16 protein-coding genes are annotated in these 14,133 nt (G+C 31.4%); all 16 read left to right on the top strand.

Features of this window, described 5'->3' with window-relative positions; genetic code table 11:
• Positions 1 to 298 precede the first annotated feature (298 nt).
• The 16 genes from ABIK75_01690 to ABIK75_01615 all read left to right on the top strand — a co-directional run bounded on the left by ABIK75_01690 (position 299) and on the right by ABIK75_01615 (position 14,130).
• Positions 299 to 616 (top strand): hypothetical protein, encoded by a 318-nt coding sequence (locus ABIK75_01690; GenBank protein MEO0089809.1) that lies wholly within the window; start codon positions 299 to 301, stop codon positions 614 to 616.
• 15 nt (positions 617 to 631) lie between these two features.
• Positions 632 to 1,081, top strand: coding sequence for an SsrA-binding protein SmpB (gene smpB / locus ABIK75_01685; GenBank protein MEO0089808.1), 450 nt, complete (start codon positions 632 to 634; stop codon positions 1,079 to 1,081).
• Positions 1,075 to 2,439 carry an N-acetylmuramoyl-L-alanine amidase gene (locus tag ABIK75_01680; protein MEO0089807.1) on the top strand — a complete coding sequence of 455 codons (1,365 nt, stop codon included), beginning with the start codon at positions 1,075 to 1,077 and terminating at the stop codon, positions 2,437 to 2,439. Before smpB ends, ABIK75_01680 begins: the two co-directional genes overlap by 7 nt.
• A complete protein-coding gene (murI, locus tag ABIK75_01675; protein MEO0089806.1) occupies positions 2,436 to 3,218 on the top strand; it encodes a glutamate racemase in 783 nt (260 codons plus the stop codon). Before ABIK75_01680 ends, murI begins: the two co-directional genes overlap by 4 nt.
• 8 nt (positions 3,219 to 3,226) lie before the next feature.
• On the top strand, positions 3,227 to 3,943 hold the full coding sequence (rph, locus tag ABIK75_01670; protein MEO0089805.1) for a ribonuclease PH: 717 nt from the start codon (positions 3,227 to 3,229) through the stop codon (positions 3,941 to 3,943).
• Complete coding sequence (locus ABIK75_01665; GenBank protein MEO0089804.1) at positions 3,940 to 4,593, top strand: endonuclease V; 654 nt, start codon at positions 3,940 to 3,942, stop codon at positions 4,591 to 4,593. The genes rph and ABIK75_01665 overlap by 4 nt, the downstream gene beginning before the upstream one ends.
• Positions 4,580 to 5,692 (top strand): chromate efflux transporter, encoded by a 1,113-nt coding sequence (gene chrA / locus ABIK75_01660; GenBank protein ID MEO0089803.1) that lies wholly within the window; start codon positions 4,580 to 4,582, stop codon positions 5,690 to 5,692. Before ABIK75_01665 ends, chrA begins: the two co-directional genes overlap by 14 nt.
• A gap of 596 nt (positions 5,693 to 6,288) precedes the next feature.
• The gene (locus ABIK75_01655) at positions 6,289 to 6,822 is read left to right on the top strand and encodes a type II secretion system protein (protein ID MEO0089802.1); all 534 of its coding nucleotides are present in this window, start codon (positions 6,289 to 6,291) and stop codon (positions 6,820 to 6,822) included.
• A gap of 8 nt (positions 6,823 to 6,830) precedes the next feature.
• Positions 6,831 to 7,343, top strand: a complete 513-nt coding sequence (locus tag ABIK75_01650) for a prepilin-type N-terminal cleavage/methylation domain-containing protein (GenBank protein ID MEO0089801.1) — start codon at positions 6,831 to 6,833, stop codon at positions 7,341 to 7,343.
• A gap of 3 nt (positions 7,344 to 7,346) precedes the next feature.
• Positions 7,347 to 8,114: a prepilin-type N-terminal cleavage/methylation domain-containing protein gene (locus ABIK75_01645; protein ID MEO0089800.1), complete on the top strand. Its 768-nt coding sequence runs from the start codon at positions 7,347 to 7,349 to the stop codon at positions 8,112 to 8,114.
• Positions 8,115 to 8,121: 7 nt separating this feature from the next.
• Positions 8,122 to 9,255 (top strand): prepilin-type N-terminal cleavage/methylation domain-containing protein, encoded by a 1,134-nt coding sequence (locus ABIK75_01640; GenBank protein ID MEO0089799.1) that lies wholly within the window; start codon positions 8,122 to 8,124, stop codon positions 9,253 to 9,255.
• Between the two features lie 13 nt (positions 9,256 to 9,268).
• Positions 9,269 to 10,879, top strand: coding sequence for a type IV pilus assembly protein PilM (pilM, locus tag ABIK75_01635; GenBank protein MEO0089798.1), 1,611 nt, complete (start codon positions 9,269 to 9,271; stop codon positions 10,877 to 10,879).
• 10 nt (positions 10,880 to 10,889) lie between these two features.
• A complete protein-coding gene (pilO, locus tag ABIK75_01630; GenBank protein MEO0089797.1) occupies positions 10,890 to 11,462 on the top strand; it encodes a type 4a pilus biogenesis protein PilO in 573 nt (190 codons plus the stop codon).
• A gap of 8 nt (positions 11,463 to 11,470) precedes the next feature.
• Positions 11,471 to 12,007 carry a hypothetical protein gene (locus ABIK75_01625; GenBank protein MEO0089796.1) on the top strand — a complete coding sequence of 179 codons (537 nt, stop codon included), beginning with the start codon at positions 11,471 to 11,473 and terminating at the stop codon, positions 12,005 to 12,007.
• Between the two features lie 35 nt (positions 12,008 to 12,042).
• The gene (locus ABIK75_01620; GenBank protein ID MEO0089795.1) at positions 12,043 to 12,558 is read left to right on the top strand and encodes a hypothetical protein; all 516 of its coding nucleotides are present in this window, start codon (positions 12,043 to 12,045) and stop codon (positions 12,556 to 12,558) included.
• A gap of 21 nt (positions 12,559 to 12,579) precedes the next feature.
• Positions 12,580 to 14,130, top strand: a complete 1,551-nt coding sequence (locus tag ABIK75_01615; protein ID MEO0089794.1) for a secretin N-terminal domain-containing protein — start codon at positions 12,580 to 12,582, stop codon at positions 14,128 to 14,130.
• The last annotated feature ends 3 nt before the right edge of the window (positions 14,131 to 14,133 follow it).

Here is a 14,133-nt window from a genome sequence, read left to right as displayed (position 1 = left end):
TAAATAGATACCTGGCTTTTACTTGAAAGAGTCAGTTTTTAATAGTAATATTTTATATGAAAATTTTTCTTTTGTTTCTAAAAAGAATAGTATCACTTACTCAGAGACCCTCTGTTCGAGATAATCTTTACTTTGAATAATATCAACCTTTGTCTGATAAATTGAAACTGAAGTATATAGATTGCCAATGAGAAGCGTATTTCTACTTGAACTTATCAAATTCCAATAACAACGATATTTTAGAGTTATACTCTGTATTTACTTGATTTTATATATTTCTTTATTATAATTTATTACTATGAAAAAAGAAAAATTCGATTATAATAAAATTAAAAAAGAGTACGAGAAGGCTGGTTTTAACGTAGCGAAATTAGCCGAAAGGTTGGGGATTTCTTATAAAAAGGCTTATTATCTTGTTCATTATAAATCTCTTTTGATTGAGGATGAAAGTACGTATGATAAAATTAAAAAACTTCTTAATAAAGGAGTAGGTTCAATCAAAGAATTGGCAGATAAAATTGCTGTGAGCGAAACGGTAATTCGTTGGCATCTTAAAAAATATCCTGAGTTAAAAGAAAAATTTCTCAAAAATCGGGAGAAAGCTAAGAAAAAATAAGAGTATTTCTAAGGAATGAAAATTGTTGCTCAAAACCGAAAGGCTATTCATAATTATTTTATTGAAGAAAAATACGAAGCAGGAATTGAATTAAAAGGAAGTGAAGTAAAATCAATAAGAGAAGGTAAGATTTCTATTGAAGAAGGTTATTGTACAATTGAAAATGGCGAAATGTTTTTAAAAGATGTCCATATTGCTCCTTATGAAAAAGGAAGCGTTTTTAATCCCGATCCCAAAAGAAAAAGAAAATTACTACTTCATAAAAATGAGATAAAAAGATTGGTCGGTAAAATAGAGAGGAAGGGATATACCTTAATTCCCTTAAAAGTCTATTTTAATGATAAAGGAAGGTGTAAAATTGAAATTGCTTTAGCAAAGGGGAAGAAGGTTGTTGATAAAAGAAAGGAATTAAGAGAAAGGGCACTTAAAAGAGAAGAACGGTATTATCATAAATATAAATGGTAATAAGAAAATCCTTTTTCTTATTCCTTTTATTTCTTAATTTTCTTTTTGCCCGAAAAATTATTGTTGGTAACGAAACGACAGAAACTATCGTTTTTGAAGATAAAGAATATTTATTGTTAACCGATTTCATTAAAGGATTAAACGTACAATCTTGGTTTGTTGAAAACAAAGTTTTTTTAATTTTTGATGATTCATTAAAGACAGAAATAATTATTGATTTAGAAAAGCCGTTGATAAAAATAAATTTTGAAGAAATAAAAGTTCCTTATCCAGTTTTAAAAATAGGAAACAATTATTTTTTATCCTTGTTTACTTGTGAAAAAATTTTAGAGAAAATAAAAATTCCTCAACCGGAATTTCCAATAGAAAAAAAATCTATTGTGCCCGAAGTTACTCAAATCAAAGTTTATGAAAAAAAGGACACCACTATAATAACTTTTTATTTAAATTCCGAGGCTTATTTTTCTACCAAAAGTTCCTCCCATCGGGACTATGAGATAAGTTTTCAAGCTAAATCTCAAATTAATAAATTACCGGTGCTGGGGCATTTAAAAAGTTATGAAATAAAAAAAGAGGATGGTTTTAATATTAAATTTTATTTAAAAAAAGAATGCGATGTTCGAATTAATAAAGAGAAAGGCGTAGTAGTATTGAAATTTTTACCTCGATTAAAAGAGGGAATAAAATTAGTAGTGATTGATCCGGGACATGGCGGAAAAGATCCAGGGGCAATTGGTAAAATGGGAACGAAAGAAAAAGATTTAAATTTAAAGATTGCTAGGAAGTTAAAAAAGTATTTAGAAAAATATGGCTTGGATGTCATTTTAACGAGGAATAGCGATATTTTTCTTTCTTTATCAGAAAGGGCAAAGATTGCTAACGATAATAAAGCAGATTTATTTATCAGTATCCACTGTAATTCGGCACCAAAAAAAAATTCTTATGCTAGTGGTTTTGAAGTCTATTTTCTTTCAGAAGCGAGGAGTGATTGGGAAAGGGCTGTAGCGCAAGCCGAGAATGAAGTAATTAAATACGAAATTACTAAAAGTGATGTCAACGATGATCTTTTAGCTTTTATTCTTGCGGACTTAGCACAACAAGAATTTTTAAAAGAATCCCAAGAACTAGCCGCCGCCATCCAGGATGCGGTATGTGAAGTTCTGGATATCGAGAATCGAGGAGTTAAGCAGGCAGGGTTTTATGTTTTAAAAGGTGCTTTCATGCCGGCGGTGTTAATCGAGTGTGGTTTTTTAAGCAACCGAAAAGAAGAAGCTCTTTTAATAAAAGATTGGTATCAAGATAAATTAGCAAAAGGTATTGCTGAAGGAATAAAGAGGTTTATTAGTCAAAAGAAATGATTGGCGTTTTTGACTCAGGTTTAGGAGGTTTAACCGTAGTAAAAGAGATAAAAAAAATAATGCCGGAAATTAAAATTCTTTATTTTGGCGATACAGCTCATTTGCCTTATGGAGAAAAGTCTGAGGAAATCATTAAAAAATACACTTTGGCTGCCTGTAATTTTTTGAAGAGAAGAAAAGTAAAAGTAATTGTTATTGCCTGCCATTCTGCTTCTTCAGTTGCTCTTGATTACGTAAAGAGCAAAATTTCTTTGCCGATAATCGGTGTGATTGAAGCAGGAGTAAAAGCCGCTATTAAGAAAACTAAAAGTAAAAGAGTTGGTGTGATTGGTACTCGCATCACAATTAAATCAGGAGCTTATGAGAGAGTTTTTAAAAATTATGATAAGGAGATAGAAATTATCGCTCGACCAACACCTTTATTAGTACCGTTGGTGGAAGAGGGTTGGATAAATCATTATATCACTAAAGAAGTTTTAAAGTTATATCTTCAACCTTTAAAAGAAGAGAAAATAGATACTTTACTTTTAGGGTGTACTCATTACCCTTTATTAAAAAAAACAATAAAAGAAATATTTAAAAACAAAATTGCTGTTGTTGATTCTGCTGAAGAGTTGGCTAGATCAATAGTAGGTTTTTTAGATTATAAAAAAATAGAAAAAGAAAAAGGAGAATTAATAATCTACCTTACCGATATTCCACCGGAATTTGAAAAAATTGCTCGTAATTTTTTAGGTTTTTCACCAGAAAAAGTTATGCGAGTAGCGCCCCAAGAATAACAATGGTAATAAGAAAAGATGGTAGAAGATATGATGAGATAAGAAAAATTGAAGTCAACATTGGATATTTAGAAAATCCTTTAGGTTCTTGTTTAATAAAAGCTGGGAATACAATTGTATTATGTACTGTAAGTTATGAAAAGAAGGTTCCACCTTTTTTATTAGGGAAAGAGAGCGGTTGGCTTACAGCTGAGTATTCTCTGTTGCCTGGTTCTACTTCTCAAAGAATTCCACGGGAAGCAACAATCCTGCGAGTAAATTCTCGGTCTCAAGAAATAAAAAGATTTATTGGCCGTTCTCTGAGGGCAGTTATTGATTTATCAATTCTTAAAGATATCACTCTTTATGTGGATTGTGATGTTTTACAAGCTGACGGAGGTACGAGGACGATTTCTGTTACCGGTGGTTTTTTTGCTCTTATGGATGCTGTTAAAAAAATGCTTCGTATGGGAATGATAGAAAAAAATCCAATTATCGATTACTTAGCAGCAATTTCTGTGGGAGTTGTTAATGGCGAAATACTTTTGGATTTAAATTATGAAGAAGATTTTAATGCCGAAGTAGATATGAATGTTGTTTTGACAGGAAGCGAGAAAATTGTTGAAATTCAAGCAACAGCTGAAAAAGCATCTTTCTCTTTGGAAACTTTTTTAAAACTTTTTCAATTAGCAAAAAAAGGAATAGAAGAACTAATTAATCTGGAGAAACAATATTTTACTCTTTGATAAATATTGAAGTCTTAAAAAGAGAACAAAAGAAAATTGCCCAAAAGGTAAAATTAATTGATGTAATAAAAAATATAAAAATTATTGGCGCCTGCGATGTTGCTTTTTCTTCAAATTATGGGTATGCTTGTTTTGCTACTTTTAATTATTCTGATTTAACTATTTTAGAAGAGGTTGTTATAAAAGATACAATTGATTTTCCTTATATACCAGAATTTTTAAGCTATCGAGAATTAAAGTTTATTATAAAAGCTTACCAGCAAATAAAAAAGAAACCCGATGTAATTTTAGTAGATGGTCAAGGAATATTACATCCCCGGAAAGCCGGAATAGCGACCCATTTAGGGGTCATTCTTAATAAACCAACAATAGGTGTCGCTAAGTCCTTATTGATTGGCGAAATAGTAGGAAGTTTAAAAGAGGATAGATTTTCCTATTTACCCGTTTTTCTTAATGACGAAGTTTTTGGCTTTGTGTTAAGATCCCGAGCAAAGACAAAACCAATCTATGTTTCTCCAGGAAATTTGATTACTAAAGAAAAAGCGTTAGAAGTCATTATCAATTGTTGTAGAAATTTTCGTATTCCTGAACCTTTAAGATATGTTCATAATAAGGCAAAAATGGCAAAATTAAAAGATGAAAAAGGTTAGTCTCAAAGAATTAGCAATGGTTTTTCTTAAAATTGGGTTTATAGGTTTTGGTGGAGGTATAGCAATGTTGTCCTTAATAAGAGAATATTGCGTGAAAAAGAAAAGATGGATTAGCGATGAAGAGTTATTAACTGCTGTCGCGATTGGTCAAATGCTTCCTGGTCCTTTTGTGCCCAACTACGTAGAATTTATCGGATATTCTTTAAGAAAGATTAAAGGGATGGTTATCTCAGTGGTTTCTTTTTTATTACCTGCTTATTTTCTCACTTTAATTTTAAGCATTTTGTATTTTCGTTACCAAGAGTTGAGTTTAATTGAAAAAGTTTATAAATGTTTATCACCGGTAATTCCCGCAATTTTGTTTTCAGGAGGAGTGGCTTTAGCAAAATATATTTTTAGAAATAAAGAAACGAGAGATATTATTTTTTCAATAATAATTACTATTTTAGCTTTTCTATTAATAAGTTTAAAAGTAGAAATTTTTTTTATAATAATTATTTGTGGTTTTTTGGGAATATTAGTAAAAGGGTTAGAAAATAAAGAGCCCTCAAATTTTCTATTTTCTTTTGCTTCTTTATTTATACTATTTATTCTTTTCTTTAAAATCGGTGCTTTAACTTTTGGAGGCGGTTACGCAGCAATTCCTTTTATTAAGCAGGAATTTGTTGATTTTCGTAACTATCTTTCAGAAAAGGATTTTCTTATTGGGATAAGCATTAGCCAAATTACTCCTGGACCGGTAGCAATTATTGCTACTTTCATTGGTTATCGATTAGAAGGTATTTTAGGTAGTATTATCGCTACCATTGCAATTTTCTTGCCCTCAGCAATAATGCTTTATTTTGCGATAAAACTTTATCAAAAAATTGAAAAGAACTTCTATATTCGAAGTTTTTTATTTGGCGTCAAACCAGCGATAATTGGATTTATTTTTCAAACAGGTTTATTTTTCTTTTTAAAAATCCTTAGTAATTGGTGGTCAACTATTTTCTTCTTGATAATTTTTTCTCTTTTAATTCTAACAAATTTAGATCCTTTTTATATAATCATTTTCGGTGCCTTTTTTAATTTTTTTGTTAATAAATTTATTAATTTTTAGATAACCTTAACTATTTTCTTGCTTTGGTATTCACTTGTTATCAAAAAGTTATTAAAATAATCTTTCTAAATGATTATAAATAGATTGCTAAAACTTCAATTTTAAGTACATGCTAAAATTACATAAGTTTAAATAATCGAAAAATTAATGAAAGCACTTTTCACATTAATATCCTTGCTTTTTTTACAATTATTATATTTTTGCTATAACATATCATAATGATGATAAAAATTTTGCTTTATTGCTTTTTATCTAAAATTCTTGTGCCGAAGTTTTAAACACCGTTGAAAAAGCAAGAGAAGATCTAAAGAGAAAGGTTTGGAGAAAGAAATAACACCAATTTTCAAAATGATTTTTTTAACAATCCCTAAAATGGGACAAAGAATAGCTTTAAACTGCTCCTGTTAATAATTTCCTGCCAATCTTTTCAAATAATTTCTCACTAATAACTTTAATAGATTTTTTATAATATTTCCAGACAAAATTATCGAAAAATTTTTCTCTCGTGATTAAGATATTCCATTAACTTAATAACCCTTCTAGCACATTTATTTATATTTATTGACATAACAAAAAAATTAGATTATAATTGTTTGATGGAAAAAAATGGTTTTACATTAGTGGAGTTGTTAATAGTCATAACTATAATTGGTGTTTTAATCTCTCTTCAAGTACCTAATTTCAACTTAATGCGAGAAAGAGCCAGACAGACAGCAGTTAAAGCTAATATGCATCTTTGTCAAGTTGTTATTGAGACCTTTCATTTAGAGCAAGGGCACTACGCTGAGGATTTTTATGAAGATGGTTATGGTTCTTATTTCCCAGGTGGAATTTTTGAAGTGAAATTAGGAAAATTTCCTACAAATCCTTATACCGGTAAAGAATTAACACCGGAAGATTTTGACGAAGAAGATTATGATAATAAAGAAGATTGTTTTGATACCAGAGAGGACGGCCCTAATGATGTTTGGGGATACGATCCTGGTACTATTAGATATGGTATGTGGTATCCCCCAGGTTCACAATATCCTTCTAATTATGGGTTAATTGGTTTCAATATTGCCGGTGAATCCATAAGAAGTTATAATCCTGAACACGATGAAGTGATAATTTTTGTTTTGCATAATTAATTAAATTTATGAGAAATAAAGGGTTTACTTTAGTTGAATTATTAGTAGTAATTTTTATTATTGGCATTTTAATTAGTTTTTTAGTTCCTCCGATTGTATCTCGAGTAACTCAGAATGCTCGAATTACTGTGGTTAAAAATCGATTATATCAGTTGAGGAAAGCGATAGTTGGTGAAGTTGGCGCAAATTATGTTGATTATGGATTTAAAGGGGATGTTGGTAGATTTCCGAGGCACTTGATTGAATTAGCAACAAATCGTCCAGATACATTAAGAGAATTTATCTATCCGGGAAAAGAATCGATACCTGCTTGGAATCCTTTTACTAAAAAAGGTTGGAACGGTCCCTATGTACGAGATGATCCTGAGCACTCCTTTTTATATGATCCTTGGGGTACCCCGATTATGTATTATTTAGGACCAAATGGTGAAACTTTAGGATTAAAAAGTGCTGGTCCTGATGGCGAATGGTACGATCCTCAAAGACATCAGGTAAACGATGACATTATTGTATTATTTTAATTAATGAAGAAAGGTGTCACTCTTTTAGAACTGTTGATTGTAATGGTAATTATTGGAATATTAGCTTCGGCAGCAGTAAAAACATGGGATGTAACATTAGAAAGGCAAAGAATCGAAGAGACGATAAAAGAGTTAGATGAAATTGGCAGAGCCATTGTAGGTGATGAACGATTAACATACATGGGAACAAGAATCGATTTTGGTTTCGTTGGCGATTGCGGAATGTTGCCTAAAAATTTAATAGATCTTGTTGTTAAACCAGATTATGTAGATAGTGCTTTGTGGAAAGGACCTTATTTAAAGCCGGCATTTGCTGAGAATCCTAGAGGGTTTTTGATAGATGCCTGGGGTGACTCTTATAAATATTATCCTGAAAGTTTAATTATCAGAAGTTATGCGGGTGGTGGCGATGTTAATTATCAAAAATGGCTAACAAAAAAATTAGCAAGTTCCTTTTCCGACCTTTTTAATAATGAAGTAAGTGGAATAGTATACGATGCTTTAGGAAATCCGCCTGACTCAATAAAAGCTACTTATATATCAATAACTTTTTTCTATCCACGAGAAGGTAGAATGATTATTGATTCTATTCATCCACAAAGTGGTGGAAATTTTATGTATGCCGGAGTTCCTATCGGAAAAAGAAGATTGGTGTGTGTATATCGAGATACTCTTCAATATGACTCCATTGAAAAAGTTATCAACGTTTATCCTCGAATTGGAGCCAAAAATATTGAAATAAAATTTAGCCGAGTTAATTTTCAGGAATAATTTAATTATGAAAAGAAATAAAGGAGTTACGTTATTAGAAATGATTGTTGTGATGGTGATCATTGGTATTCTTGCCGGTATTTCCTTAAGCGCGATTGATCGAATTCGTGAACGTTCCCAGATAGATGAAACAATGGAAGAATTAAAAAAACTTGGTAAAGCGATTACTGGTGATCCGGAATTAATTATTGATGGAAAAAGAGTGGATTTTGGTTATGTGGGTGATATGGGAAAGTTACCTGATAGTTTAGGCGCTTTAGTAAATAATGAAGGTGGTTTATGGAAAGGTCCTTATTTGAAATTAGATTTTTTAGAAGATAAAGAGAGTTATAAAATTGATGCTTGGGGAAGATATTATCAATATACTCCCGAAGATCTAGCGATTAGAAGTTTTGCTAATGGCCGATTTACTTTAACCTATAAAATTGCCGAAAATTATAATGATTTATTTAATAACAAAATTTATGGCTATGTTTATGATAGCGAAAAAAATCCACCGGGAAATATGGCGGTTAATTTTCGAGTAAGCTGCGAATATCCTAAAGATGGAGAAATAGTATATGTAGAATCTATACCTCATTGGGATGGTTTTTTTTCTTTTGAGAATATTCCGATAGGTATTCATTTAGTAAAAGTTTATTCTCCTAAGGAAACTTTGCGTAAATATGTAACGGTGCTACCTAAGTCTCAAGTTTTTGTGGAATTTCGATTGCCAGGAATTTTCCGGGGAAGTTTGGTTTACGTAAACAATTCTGCTGTCTCTTTTTCTATTGCTCCAGATACAAATTTTAACAATTTCTCTTTTAAATTATTTAATCCTACGACTGAAACAATAAGAATTAATAGTTTTAATTTAATTTCGTTATCATCTTCTGATAGTATATTTTATGAAACTATTGTTATTGATAGTGTTATTGTTGCCGATTTTGATGGCGGTAATAGGTTTGGGACAAATGAAAATGTAGATTTTAATAGAATAGATAGTATGGTTGTGTTTTTTCCCCATGCTATTAGAATGTTTACATTATTAGGTTTTTATAATAATCGTAGACCTAATGGCGATATGCCAGTTAATTTAAGAAATAAATTAGTAAAAATTAGAACTAGTGATGGTTCAGTGAATCAATTTTTAATTCCTTAAAAGGGGGTGAAAAGTGAAAGGTATTGATTTTAAGACACTGTTTCAAAAAGAAGGAAAAGGTGCTTTGTCAATTGATATTGGTTCTCAATCAGTTAAATTTGTTTATATGGAAAAAGATAAAGTTTGTGCTTATGGTTTAAGAGAATTTGTTGAGATTCCTGATATTAGCGGAATTATTAGAGAATTGATTAAAGACGTGAAACCAGCAAAGGTGTATTCTTTTGTTAGTGGCCCTTCGGTAAGTTTACGTCAGGCACCTTTTCCTAAAATGTCAAAAAAAGAATTGCGAGACGCAATTTTTCTACGATTAGATAAATACTCTCCTTTTACTATTGATGAAGCAATTTTGGATTATAAAACTTTAGGAACAATAGAAGAAGCAGGAAAAGAAGCTAACAACGTAATGGTGGTGTCAGTAAGAAAAGATATTATTGCCGATCATATTGCCACTTTAAGAAAAGTTGGTTTAGAACCAACAGCTATTTCGGTAATTCCTTTTGCCTTAGCTGCGGCCGCGAAGAAATTTGGAAATCTTAAAGAAGAAGAAGTAGTTGCTCTTTTAGATATTGGCGCTGAATTTACCGACATAATCTTTATTAGAAATAAACAATTAGAATTTACACGAACGGTTACCACTGCCGGAAATTCTATTACTGAAGCAATGACTGTAGCAATTATGACCGAGGAAGGAGAATTGGCTTTAAGTTTGGAAGAAGCGGAAAGATATAAAAGAATATATGGTATTCCGGAAGAGACTAATGAAGAGACTTTGCCTAACGGAGTAAAAGTAAAAAGATTACTTAGTTTGCAACGTCCGGCTTTAGAAAGATTTTTAGGAGAGATAAATCGAACCATTGATTTTTATAAAAGAGAATATGGCATACCAGCGATAAACCGAATTTTAATTTGTGGTGGCGGCGCAGAACTTAAAGGTTTAAAAGAATTTTTAGAAGAGAATTTAAAAATTAGTGTTGAGGTGTTTGATCCTTTTAAAAATTATAACCTTTATTTACCAAATTATCCCCAAAATATTGGTCACCGATTGGTTGCTTGTTTAGGACTACATTATGATCCAGAGGCGGTAGATCTTTTGCCTTCTGAGATTAAATTCAGAAGATATGCAGCTAGAGACTTACAAATAGTGGGTGCGATAGCCATAGTTTTAATTCCTTTGCTTATTCTTATAAATATCGGCTTAGAAGTTCAAAAAGCCATAGAGCAAGGTCAAATAAAAAAACTCCAAAGGGAACTAAAAGAAGTCGAAGTAATTTCTCAGGAGTATACTAATTTAAAGAATAAAGTAGATGAATTAGAGGCTCAGCAAAAATTACTTAAAGGAATTGTTGGTGAAACAGAAGTAGTGACACCTCTCTTAAGATTTTTCTCAAGGGAGGTACCTTCTAATATTCAGCTTAATAGCCTTACATTTACCGGGCTTTCTAAAATTAATATTAAAGGTGTAGTGACCGGCAGACCGGAATATTTGGAAGTTGATTTAGCAGATTTTATGTGGAAGTTAGAAAACAGCAAAATGGTAAAAGAGGTTAATTTGATTAATAAAACAAAAACTTATCTTATCGGAGAAGAAGTTTTGAATTTTGAATTGGAATGCCTATTAGAATAGGGAGGTAAAGATGAATCTTTTACAAAGAAAATGGCTAGTGGGTGGATTGATTGTACTTTTTTTAATAATTGTGATTTTTGTAATTTTCTTTTATCAGCCCAAAATTGCTTCGCGGGCAAAATTAAAATCAGAAGCTAAAGCGTTAAAAACAAAGATTGAGGAATTAAGAAAATTGGCTAAGGAGACAGAAGTTTTAAAACAGAGAATCGCTAAATTAGAGGAAGAGAATAGAGAATTTGTTGCCCGTATTGCCCCACGAAGCGAGGTTTTACAATTGGTTAGACAATTGTCAGAAGAAGCCAAAAAATATAATATAAAATTTCTCAGTATTCGACCACCGGGTTTGGATACTCTTTTAACACAAGAAACAAAAGAAAATCCTTTAAGACCAATTCCTTTTGAAATTACTCTTCAAGGAAGGTATTTAGATATTGGAAAATTTATTGCTGATTTAAGGAAATTCCCTTATTTTATTAAAGTTTACGAATTAGAATTTACCGGTAAAGATGAGATAAAACCATTAATTGAAGCAAGAATTCTGGTTAACATATTTGCTTCTAGTTTAGTAGGAAAAATTTTGTAGGAGGTATTATGCGAAGATTAATACCTATTTTGATTCTTTTGTTTATTCTAATTTTTGTTGGTTCACGAATTTTAAAGAAAAAGCCTGTTCAACAGGCTGTCCGAAAAACACAGGAGGTTGTTGAAGGAAGTAAGCGAGCAAGAAAAGCTGGAAGAAGAGTAGGGAGTTTAGAAAAAAGGGAAAAGAAAAGTAGAGAAGAAAGACGAAAGGAGAGAGAATTAAGAAAATTAGAAAGAAAACGATTAAAAGAAGAAAGAAGGAGACAGAGAGAATTACAAAAATTACAAAGAGAAGGTAGAAAGAAAGCGAGAAGAAAAAGAACTAAGGGAATGTATATCTTACAAGCAATTATAACAGTAGAAAATACTCCATACGCTCTAATCGATGGAAAACAATATAAAGTGGGTGATGAAATAATGGGAAGAAGAATTGTAAAAATTGAATCTGATAAGATTACTCTTGACTATCTTGGCGAAATTACTACTGTGCGTGTTGGCGAGAATTGCGTTCCCTTAACAACATTAAGAAGTAAAAAAAGGAGATAAATTGACATTTTTAAAAATTTTATTACTATAATAATATGCGACAAAGGTTAATTATTTTGATTGGAATTTTAGTAGTCGTTTTGATTTTTTTTACTTTATTGCGGCCAAAACCCAAATCAAAAATTACTTCGGTTACTAGAATTACGAAGTCAAAAGTAAAACAAGAAACATTGGCAGTTTTGCAAAAACAAGAAATTAAAAAAGAATCGATAGTTCCTTCAGTGGTTAAAAAGGAAACATTAACTGTCGTTAAAATTTCGGCAAAAAAAGAGACTTTAGAGTTTAAACCGATGGGTACCGCCAAGATAGAAGAAGATACTGAGAAATGGGGAGAGGATCCTTTTGTAAGAGATTTTTCTTATGCTGCTGAAATGAAATCGTTGGTTGTTTCAGCAATTACCATAAGTAAAAACGAGGCTTACGCAGTTATTAACAATCAAGTAGTTCGTGTTGGGGACATTATTGATGGAAAAAAGATAGTTGCTATTGAGAAAGATAGAGTAATTGTAGAAAAAGGTGGAAAAAGATTCACAATTTTTTTGGGTGAATAATTAATAAAAGGAGGAAATATTATGAGAAAATATATTTTTCTATTAATTTTAATAATGTGCTGTTTTTCTTACGGAAATTTTTTAAGAAATATTTATTACGAAGAACTTTTAGAAAAAATCAGAATTACTTTGAGTTGCGATACTTTTTGCGAGTTTCAAACTTCTCTTAATTTGTTTCCGCCCACAATTAATATAATTTTATTCGGTGTAAAATCTTCAACAAAGGAGACAATCGAGGTAGCAAAATTTGGTATAAAAAATTTTATAATCAAAGAGGATAAAGAAGGAACAAAAGTAAATATAAACTTGGAAGCTCCTTATGCTTATAATGCCTTTCGTCAAAATAATTTAATAGTTTTGGAATTAAGTAAAGAAACCGTTTCATTACCTACCGAAAAGAAGATGACAGAAAAAACAGTTTCTTTAGAGGTAAAAGATGCTGATATCATTGATGTGTTGAGAATGCTTTCACGTTTAGGAAATATTAATATAATTGCTTCACCCGAAGTAAAAGGAACAGTAACTATGCGTTTTGATGATGTTCCTTTTTCGGTTGCCTTTTCTGCTATTTTAAGAGCGGTAGAATGTAATGCAGTAGAAATTAGTGAAGGGGTAATAATGGTAAAACCTTTTAAAAAAGATATTGAAGGAGAACTTCATACCCGAGTATACAATTTAAATTATGCTGAAGCAAATGATATTAAAAAAGTAATAGATAAATTTCTTTCTTCCAAGGGGAGAGTAGAAGCAGTGGAAAAGAAGATTGGCGAAGGAGGCGGAAGTAAAAGAGCTTCTTATTTAATAATTACTGATATTCCTGAAAAATTAGCAGAAATCGAGAAATTAATTGCTGAACTTGACCGGCCGGCGCCACAAATTTCTATTGAGGCTAAATTTATTGAAACAACAATATCTTCGGATGAAATTTATGGAATTGACTGGTCAATACGAACTGCAGCCACTGCTACTGTTCCTGATATTGGTAAAGAGATAGCAATACCAATAACTTTTAAGCATTTAATAATTGGTAAACTTTCTTTTGCTCAGATGTCAGCGGCTTTGGAATTATTGCAATCAAAAGGAAAGGCAAAATTACTCGCTAATCCTCATACCTTAACTATGGACAATCAAAAGGCTACGGTGGAAATGGTGACGAAGGTTCCTTTATTAGAAGTTCGCGTCGATCCTGAGACACGAGAAAGAGTTTATACTTGGCGAGAAAGATCGATAGGGATTATGTTAACAGTTTCTCCTCATTTAACGAAAGATGGAAGTATTACAATGGAAATAGAACCAAAAGTAGAAGCGATCATTGGTTGGCGAACTGCTGGCGAGCAGGAGGTCCCAATAATTGCTACGCGGGAAGCAAAAACTCAAGTAGCGGCCAAAGATGGTGAAGTGATTGTAATCGGTGGTTTGAAGCGAGAACAAGAGACTAGGGCGGAAACGAGGATTCCGATTTTGGGTTCTATACCAATTTTAGGAAAATTATTTACTCGAACTTCTATAAGAAAAGAAGAAAGTGAATTACTTATTTTTATAATCCCGAGAGTTATAGAAAGCCAAGGATAATTT

It is taken from the genome of candidate division WOR-3 bacterium (genome assembly GCA_039801725.1).
GTDB lineage: Bacteria > Hydrothermota > Tepidihabitantia > Tepidihabitantales > DTDR01 > DTDR01.
Note: the sequence above shows the minus strand (reverse complement) of the source record. Positions and strands in the feature narration are given on the sequence as shown.